At 73.0% G+C, this 7,852-nt stretch carries 8 protein-coding genes; 4 read left to right on the top strand and 4 right to left on the bottom strand.

Features of this window, described 5'->3' with window-relative positions:
• Positions 1-907, bottom strand: a 907-nt coding sequence (locus ACR807_RS00795; RefSeq protein ID WP_438919190.1) for a DUF5685 family protein, incomplete at its 3' end; no start/stop codon positions are given.
• Positions 908-1,014: 107 nt separating this feature from the next.
• Between ACR807_RS00795 and ACR807_RS00790 the strand changes: the two genes are divergently transcribed.
• Together ACR807_RS00790 and ACR807_RS00785 are read left to right on the top strand one after the other, a co-directional pair.
• Positions 1,015-1,527 (top strand): ribonuclease FAU-1 family protein, encoded by a 513-nt coding sequence (locus tag ACR807_RS00790; protein ID WP_438919195.1) that lies wholly within the window; start codon positions 1,015-1,017, stop codon positions 1,525-1,527.
• Between the two features lie 136 nt (positions 1,528-1,663).
• A complete protein-coding gene (locus ACR807_RS00785; protein WP_438919189.1) occupies positions 1,664-2,182 on the top strand; it encodes a ribonuclease FAU-1 family protein in 519 nt (172 codons plus the stop codon).
• On the opposite strand, the gene coaE is transcribed toward ACR807_RS00785, so the two are convergent.
• The 3 genes from coaE to rpsA all read right to left on the bottom strand — a co-directional run bounded on the left by coaE (position 2,179) and on the right by rpsA (position 5,801).
• Positions 2,179-3,315: a dephospho-CoA kinase gene (gene coaE / locus ACR807_RS00780; RefSeq protein WP_438919188.1), complete on the bottom strand. Its 1,137-nt coding sequence runs from the start codon at positions 3,313-3,315 to the stop codon at positions 2,179-2,181. The genes ACR807_RS00785 and coaE overlap by 4 nt on opposite strands.
• Before the next feature lie 72 nt (positions 3,316-3,387).
• Complete coding sequence (locus tag ACR807_RS00775; RefSeq protein WP_438919187.1) at positions 3,388-4,014, bottom strand: hypothetical protein; 627 nt, start codon at positions 4,012-4,014, stop codon at positions 3,388-3,390.
• Between the two features lie 290 nt (positions 4,015-4,304).
• Positions 4,305-5,801 (bottom strand): 30S ribosomal protein S1, encoded by a 1,497-nt coding sequence (rpsA, locus tag ACR807_RS00770; RefSeq protein WP_438919186.1) that lies wholly within the window; start codon positions 5,799-5,801, stop codon positions 4,305-4,307.
• Between the two features lie 190 nt (positions 5,802-5,991).
• Between rpsA and ACR807_RS00765 the strand changes: the two genes are divergently transcribed.
• Positions 5,992-6,822, top strand: a complete 831-nt coding sequence (locus ACR807_RS00765; RefSeq protein WP_438919185.1) for a class I SAM-dependent methyltransferase — start codon at positions 5,992-5,994, stop codon at positions 6,820-6,822.
• Between the two features lie 10 nt (positions 6,823-6,832).
• Positions 6,833-7,756 carry a GNAT family N-acetyltransferase gene (locus ACR807_RS00760; RefSeq protein ID WP_438919184.1) on the top strand — a complete coding sequence of 308 codons (924 nt, stop codon included), beginning with the start codon at positions 6,833-6,835 and terminating at the stop codon, positions 7,754-7,756.
• Positions 7,757-7,852 lie beyond the last annotated feature (96 nt).

Genomic DNA, 7,852 nt, shown 5'->3' with positions numbered 1-7,852 from the left:
GGGTGTGGCCGGGCGCGTGCGCGTGGCCGGGCGCGTGCGCGTGGCCGGGCGCGTGCGCGTGGTGCTCGCCGAACGCGCGCCTGATCGACTCGCGCACCTCGTGCACCAGCAGCACGTGGACGAGCCGGTCGTCGGCGAACTCGACCTCGGCCAGGGCGAGCCCGATGCCCATGGCGGCGTCGTCGCACAGCCGGCGCGCCTCCTCCACCGACGTCCCGATCGCGACCAGCGGGTTCCACGCGCCGGACGCCCGGTCCCCCGCCAGGTCCTCGACGGCGTCGAGCAGGTGCGCCAGGCGGCCGAAGAGGCGGCCCACCTCGCGCAGCGGCGCGGCGTTGCCCGGCCGGCCGGTCAGCGCGGCGGTCTGCGCGACGGCCTCCCCCGCGGCGGTCTCGGTCGGCTCGGTCACCGCGAGCACGGACGTCCCGGCGCCGGCCGCCGCCTCCACCGACGACTGCCGGGCGACCGCGTCCACCAGCACGGCGGTGTCGAAGCCCAGGTCGTGGCCGGTGCTCGCGGCCTGCTCGGCCCACCTGCGGGCGACCTGCCTGCCCACCACGCGCGCGCCCGCGCGCCCGAAGACGCCGTCGCGGTCGACCACGTGGTCGCCGACCTTGGCCGAGGCGAGCACGAGGGACACCGACGCGGCCAGCCGCGCGCCCGCGCCCGTCGCGACGTCCGCCGACCGCATCCCGCGCAACGCGCACGGCCCCGCCGACCTGCGCGAACGCCCCGACTGGGCCTCCACGAGAGCGGAGATGACGAGGCCGTCGTAGTTGGTGACCACGCGCGCCAGGTGGCCGTGGTCGTCGCGCAGCGCGAGGCACAGGCCGCACAGGTGCGCCAACCACGACTCGCGCAGGTCGGGGGCCAGGCGGTTGCGGCAGGGGCGGATGATGCCGAACATGGCGGGAAGAGTAAGCGATCATCCTACTTTCGGGTGACAAAAGTGAGTGTTCAGCGGGTTCCGCTGCATAGGGTCGCGATGTGACGCCGAGCTCCGCCGGGACCCGCATGCACATCCACCCGCCGAAGATCGAGTACTTCGACCTGGACGCCAAGAGCAACACCGACCCGAAGGGCCACCTCCGGGGGGTCGACGAGTACCGCCTGACCCAGCACGGCCTCTACATGTTCCGGCCCGTGCCCGGTCACCCGCACCTGTCGCACTTCGAGTCGTGGCTGCTGCCGTCCCAGGGCCTGCGCGTGACCAGGCAGTCCTGGCACCCGGGCCACGAGCGCGACTACGACCTGTACGTGGACGTGGTCGAGATCAGCTCCAGCGGGTCGGTGTGGAAGACCGTCGACCTGTACCTCGACATCATCGTGCGCACGGGGCGCGGCGTGACCGTGCTGGACACCGACGAACTGCTGCAGGCCCTCGACGAGGGCCTCATCGGGCCGGACCGGGCCCGGTGGGCGCTGGAGAACGCCTACCGCGCGGTGGCCGGGATCGCCGCGCACGGGTACGACGCCGTGCGCTGGCTGGCCGCCGCGGGAACGATCACCACCTGGCGTCGCAGGTAATACAGACCGTGACACTCGCAGGTCAACCATCCCCTGTGTCCGTCACCGGATAGATACCGCCCTTACCACAGACCGTGATATAACGAATCGACCCGCACAGTTACCCGGCGCACATCTGCGGCTACCCTCGGGTCGCGTGGGAGCGGTCATCACACCTCAGCTGGTCGACGTGGTCGACACCGTCAGCGCAGTTCGGAGCTACTCCAGCGGCATGGCGCGGCACTTGTCGGCCTGCCGGGTGGAGCACTGGGGCCTGCGCCTGGAGTGCCCCACGCCGGAGGACCCGTTCTCCGATTCGGAGGTCACCTGGTTGATGCCCGAGCTCGGGCTCCGGCTGACCCACCACAAGCCCCGGTCGCGGCACGCGCGCAGCGGCCCCAGCGTGCTGTCCGCCGTGCGGGTGCAGCGCGACGGCCGCCACTGGCGCACCACGGACCTCCTGCTGGGCCTGGCCGTGCCCGGCGGCACGACGGCCCGCATCGTGCGCTCCGAGGAGTTCGCCGCCGCCGTCGCCGGCCGCGTGCTGAACCCCGACGACGCCGACCAGGCGCTGCGCACCGTGCACCGCACCCTGGAGGAGGTGAGCCTGCACCGCCACGACCTGGCGACCTGGCTCACCCACCGGGGCATCTTCGACGCCTGGCCGTCGCTCTAGTCCTCGCGGGCGGCGAAGAACGCGTCGGCGCGGGCCTCGGCGGCCGACCACCACGACTCCTCCGACCCACCGCGCGCGCCACCCGGACGGGCCTCCGCCGGCTTCAGCGCCGCGTACTCGTCGCGCGCCGCCGCGTCGGCCCGCAGCCAGTCGCGGAACCGCACCGCCCGCTCCCACGCCGGGCCGCCCTCGACGCGCACGCGCAGGTCGACCGGCCGCCCCGGGTCCGCGCCCGCGTGCACCCGCTCCGGGTCGCCCGCACCTCCCACGACGCCCTCGCCCGGTGTGAGGCGCGGGAAGCCGGCCCGCGCCAGCGCGTCCTCCAGCTCCGCGGCCTCGGCCGGGGACGCGACCCCCAGCTGGAAGCCCAGCACGTCCTCCGCGGCCAGCCCCGGCACGGCCGTGGAGCCGATGTGCTCGACCCGCCGGCCGCCCGCCACCACCGCGATCCGCGCCGCGACCCGTTGCGCCTGCGCCGGCCACGTGTCGTCGTACGGCACGACGACCGGCGACCCGGCGGCGGGCCGGCCCAACCGCACGTTCGACTCGTAGCGCACCAGCCGGTCCGCCCACAGCTCGTCGACCCGCGCGAGCACCAGGTCGGGCGTGCCGGAGTTGTCCAGCCACACGTCCGCCACCGCGCGGCGGCGCTCGTCGTCGGCCTGGGCCGCGATGCGCCGGCGCGCGTCGTCCTCCGCCATGCCGCGACCGCGCAGGCGCGCGACGCGCTCCTCGACGTCGGCGTGCACGATGAGCACGAGGTGGTAGAGCGGGGCCATGCCGTTCTCCACGAGCAGCGGCACGTCGTGCACGACGACCGCGTCCTCGGGCGCGGCGGCGATCAGCTCGGCCGTGCGGGCGGCGATCCTCGGGTGCGTGATGCCGTTGAGGGTGACGCGGGCGGCGTCGTCGCTGAACACCTTCGCGGCCAGCGCGGCCCGGTTGAGCGCGCCGTCCTCCACGACGTCCTCGCCGAACGCCTCGACGATCTCGCGCAGCCCGTCCGTGCCCGGTTCGACGACCTCCCGGGCCAGCCGGTCGGCGTCGACCACCACCGCGCCGTGCTCGGCGAGCCTGCCCGCCACCGTCGACTTGCCCGACCCGATTCCCCCGGAGAGGCCCACGCGCAACATGGGGTCAGCCTGCCACGGCCGCGGTGCCCGGTCCTCTTCGGCGGGGGTGCCCGGTCCTCTTCGGCGGGGGGCTCAGTCCTCTTCGGCGGGCGTCATGGACTGCTGGGCGAGTGCGGCCAGGAAGCCGGGGACCTGGTCCTCCGGCAGGAAACCGGCCTTCACGCGCACCACGTACGTGGTCTTGCCCAGCGAGCCGATGAGCAGGCGCTCGGCCGCGGTGACGACGAGGTCGGCCTTGTGCTTGGTGACGTCGACCTTGCCGGTCGTGGCGCCGTCCTCGCGTTCGGCGGTGACGCTGTCCGCGACCCGCCCGGCCGCCGTGGGCTCGTCCACGTAGGTGGCGAGGCCGACGACCACCGGGGCGGCCGCGATCGGCTGCCGCTCGCCGAGGCCGTAGTAGCAGTCGAGCTTGCCCGTGCGGCCGAGCGACGGTTCGCGGACGCCGATGATCTGCTTCAGCTCGCCGCCCAGCTCGCGGCCGAGCTTCTGGTCGAGCACCTCGACGGGCAGGACGAGCTCGCAGTCGTCCGGCAGCGGGCGGTCGGCCATCTGCGGGGTCCGGGTGATCGTCGTCGGCGGCAGGATCGTCGGGATCTGCGGCGGCGGCGCGGGCGTCCTCGGCGCGGGCGCGCACGCCGAGACCAGGGCCGGCAACACGACGGCCAGCACCACCGGCAGCAGCATCATCCGCGCGCTCATAGGGCTCTCAACCTAGCGCACCGCACCAGCCCCCCAGCCTGCTCGAACGCAGAACTCAGGGGTCCTGAGCGTCGGACTCACGGGTCGCGAGCGTTGGACTCACGGGTCGCGAGCGTCGGACTCGCCGGCGAGTGGCCGGCACACCGGCGAGTCATGCGTTCGCGACCCGTGAGTCATGCGTTCGCGGCTGGTGAGTTGGGCGTTCGCGGGTGGGGACAGCAGAGCGCCCCCCACCCGGAGGGGTGGGGGGCGACTCGGGAGTGCTACCGGTCAGGTGACCGGGGTGCTGATCAGGCGCCGCCCGACAGCTTCTCGCGGAGCGCGGCCAGCTGCTCGTCGCTGGCCAGGGTGCCGCCGGCCTGGGCCGGGGCGCCCGTGCTGGACGACGACGCGGCAGCCGGGGCGTCGCCACCGGACGAGTAGTTCGTCTCGCCCGCGGCCTCTTCCTCGGCGGCAGCGGCCTTGGCGACCTGCTTCATGTGGGCCTCGTAGCGCGTGTGGGCCTCGGCGTACTGCCGCTCCCACTCCTCGCGCTGCTTGTCGAAGCCTTCCTGCCACTCCTGGGTCTCCGGGTCGAAGCCCTCGGGGTAGATGTAGTTGCCCTGGTCGTCGTACTCGGCGGCCATGCCGTACTGGGTCGGGTCGAACTCGGAGTCGACCGTGAAGCCCTCGTTGGCCTGCTTGAGCGACAGCGAGATCCGCCGGCGGTCGAGGTCGATGTCGATGACCTTGACCATGACGTCGTCGCCGACCTGGACGACCTGCTCCGGGATCTCCACGTGGCGCTCGGCCAGCTCGGAGATGTGGACCAGGCCCTCGATGCCCTCGTCCACGCGGACGAACGCACCGAACGGGACGAGCTTGGTGACCTTGCCCGGCACGATCTGGCCGATCGCGTGGGTCCGGGCGAACTGGCGCCACGGGTCTTCCTGCGTCGCCTTGAGCGACAGCGACACGCGCTCGCGCTCCATGTCGACGTCCAGGACCTCGACCGTGACCTCCTGGCCGACCTCGACGACCTCGGACGGGTGGTCGATGTGCTTCCAGGACAGCTCCGAGACGTGCACCAGGCCGTCCACGCCACCCAGGTCCACGAAGGCACCGAAGTTGACGATGGAGGACACGACGCCCTTGCGGACCTGGCCCTTCTGCAGCTGGTTGAGGAACTCGCTGCGGACCTCGGACTGGGTCTGCTCCAGCCACGCGCGGCGGGACAGGACCACGTTGTTGCGGTTCTTGTCCAGCTCGATGATCTTCGCCTCGAGCTCACGGCCCACGTAGGGCTGGAGGTCGCGGACGCGGCGCATCTCGACGAGCGAGGCGGGGAGGAAGCCGCGCAGACCGATGTCCAGGATCAGGCCGCCCTTGACGACCTCGATGACGGTGCCCTTGACGGGCTCGTCCTTCTCCTTGAGCGCCTCGATGGTGCCCCAGGCGCGCTCGTACTGAGCACGCTTCTTGGAGAGGATCAGCCGACCTTCCTTGTCCTCCTTCTGGAGAACAAGAGCCTCGACCTCGTCACCGACCTTGACGACCTCGTTGGGGTCGACGTCGTGCTTGATCGACAGCTCACGCGAGGGGATGACGCCCTCGGTCTTGTAGCCGATGTCGAGCAGGACCTCGTCCCGGTCGACCTTGACGATGGTTCCCTCGACGATATCGCCGTCGTTGAAGTACTTGATCGTCTTGTCGATAGCAGCGAGGAAGTCCTCCTCCGTCCCGATATCGTTGATGGCGACCTGCTTCGGCGCAGCGGCAACCGGGACAGTGGTGGTGTCGGTGGACATTAGGTAGGTGGCTCCGGTACGGATTGGGGTTTCGGCCTGCGGGTTCGACGCTTCGCGGAGGGCGCGCCCCACCGCGAAGACCGACTCACCAGGAGATCACCGATCATGGGCAGCGCGAACGCACCACGCACGCGGTATCGTACGCGGCTCGACGACCACCGGGCAAACCGGTCCGCGTGAATGGAGCAGCGTGTCCGACCAGCACGCGAGCGCCGAACTGGCGCTCGGCACGACCGGCATCGCCAAGCGGGGGGTCGACGCGGCGGAGTCGCGGGCGGCGAACCGGGTCTGGTGGGACGCCGACGCGGACGACTACCACGCCGAGCACGGCGACTTCCTGGGCGCGGCTGACTTCGTCTGGTGCCCCGAGGGCGTCCGCGAGGAGGAGGTCGGCTACCTCGGTGACGTGCGGGGACGCCGGGTGCTGGAGGTCGGCTGCGGCTCCGCGCCGTGCGCGCGCTGGCTGAAGCGGCGGGGCGCGGACGTGGTGGCGTTCGACATCTCGGCCGGGATGCTGCGGCACGCCGTCGCGGCGGCCGGGGCCACCGGCACCTCGGTGCCGCTGGTCCAGGCGAGCGCCGACCAGCTGCCGTTCGCCGACGCCGCGTTCGACGCCGCCTGCTCCGCGTTCGGCGCGGTGCCGTTCGTGGCGGACGTGGGCGAGGTGTTCCGGGAGGTGGCCCGGGTGCTGCGGCCCGGCGCCCCGTGGGTCTTCTCCGTGACTCACCCGATCCGGTGGATCTTCCCGGACGACCCGGGGCCGAACGGCCTCACCGTCACGCAGTCCTACTTCGACCGCACGCCGTACGTGGAGGTCGACGACACCGGCCGGGCCACGTACGTGGAGCACCACCGGACCACCGGTGACTACGTGCGGGCGCTCGTCGGGGCGGGTCTGGAGCTGCTCGACGTGGTCGAGCCGGAGTGGCCGGCCGGGCACACCCGCAACTGGGGCCAGTGGAGCCCGCTGCGCGGCCGGCTGTTCCCGGGCACCGCGATCTTCCGGACGCGGAAGTCGTAACCTCCCTGGCATGACCGTCGGGCGGGGGCTGGTGGAGGCGCAGGCGGCGAGGTTCGCGAGCATCGACCCGCTGCTGCCGCCGCCGACGCCCCCCGCGGACGGGGACGTGCTGACCGCGGCGCTGCCGGACGGCACGCGGGTCGCCGGCGTGCTGACCCGCCAGGTGCACGAGCGCCGCTCCCCCGCCCGCCTGTGGTCGGCCACCGAGGTGTGGGAGCTGTCGCCGCTGCTGGGCGGCACGGGCGCGGCGGGCATGGACGCGCTGCTGCGGGCGTGGCGGCAGCGGCTGGACCTGCTGCACCCGGCGGAGCGGGACTCGGCGTGCGTGCTGACCTGGCCGAGCCGGGACGCCGAGTCGACGCGGGCGCTGCTGGACCACGGCCTGGTGCCGCTGACCGTGATCGCGACCCGGCAGGCCCCGCCGCCCCCGGTCACCGGTGGCGCGGCGATCCGCCGGGCCACGCCCGCCGACCTGGACACCGTGCTGGCGCTGGCGCTGGCCGAGCTGCGCTACTCGTCGATGGTCGGCTCCACGGTGCACCGGCCGGACGCGGCCGAGCTGAAGCGGCGGACGCTGGCCGAGCGGCTGGCCGCGGGCGGTCCGGCGTGGCTGGCGGAGCGGGACGGCATCGCGGTGGCGCTGGCCGAGTGCGCGGTGGTGACGTCCGAGCCGGGCAACCTGACCTCGACCCGGCTGCCGACGGGCCGCTGGGGGTACGTGAACTGCGTGTCCGTGCTGCCCGGCGCGCGGGGCTCGGGGGTGGGCCGGCAGCTGATGGCGTTCGCGCACCGCGAGCTGGCCCGGCTGGGCACGGTCGGCACCTACCTCTACTACAACCCGCCGAACCCGCTGTCCTCGGTGTTCTGGCCCCGGCAGGGATATCGTCCACTGTGGACGATGTGGGAGGTCCGCCCGGCCGGCGCGCTGCGCTGACCCCGGCCCGTCCCCCGGGCTGACACCCGGATCACACGACCGTGAGTTGCGAGCGACACCCCTACGAGCCACTATTTGAACTGACTGGTCAGTTCA

The organism is Saccharothrix sabaoui, assembly GCF_051756985.1.
Taxonomy (GTDB): domain Bacteria; phylum Actinomycetota; class Actinomycetes; order Mycobacteriales; family Pseudonocardiaceae; genus Actinosynnema.
Note: the sequence above shows the minus strand (reverse complement) of the source record. Positions and strands in the feature narration are given on the sequence as shown.

Bases quoted from the DNA above. Each gene is read 5' to 3' on its own strand.
- ACR807_RS00775 (WP_438919187.1), bottom strand. From the start codon at position 4,014: ATGAGCGCGCGGATGATGCTGCTGCCGGTGGTGCTGGCCGTCGTGTTG.
- ACR807_RS00760 (WP_438919184.1), top strand. From the start codon at position 6,833: ATGACCGTCGGGCGGGGGCTGGTGGAGGCGCAGGCGGCGAGGTTCGCG.
- rpsA (WP_438919186.1), bottom strand. From the start codon at position 5,801: ATGTCCACCGACACCACCACTGTCCCGGTTGCCGCTGCGCCGAAGCAG.
- coaE (WP_438919188.1), bottom strand. From the start codon at position 3,315: ATGTTGCGCGTGGGCCTCTCCGGGGGAATCGGGTCGGGCAAGTCGACG.
- ACR807_RS00790 (WP_438919195.1), top strand. From the start codon at position 1,015: ATGCACATCCACCCGCCGAAGATCGAGTACTTCGACCTGGACGCCAAG.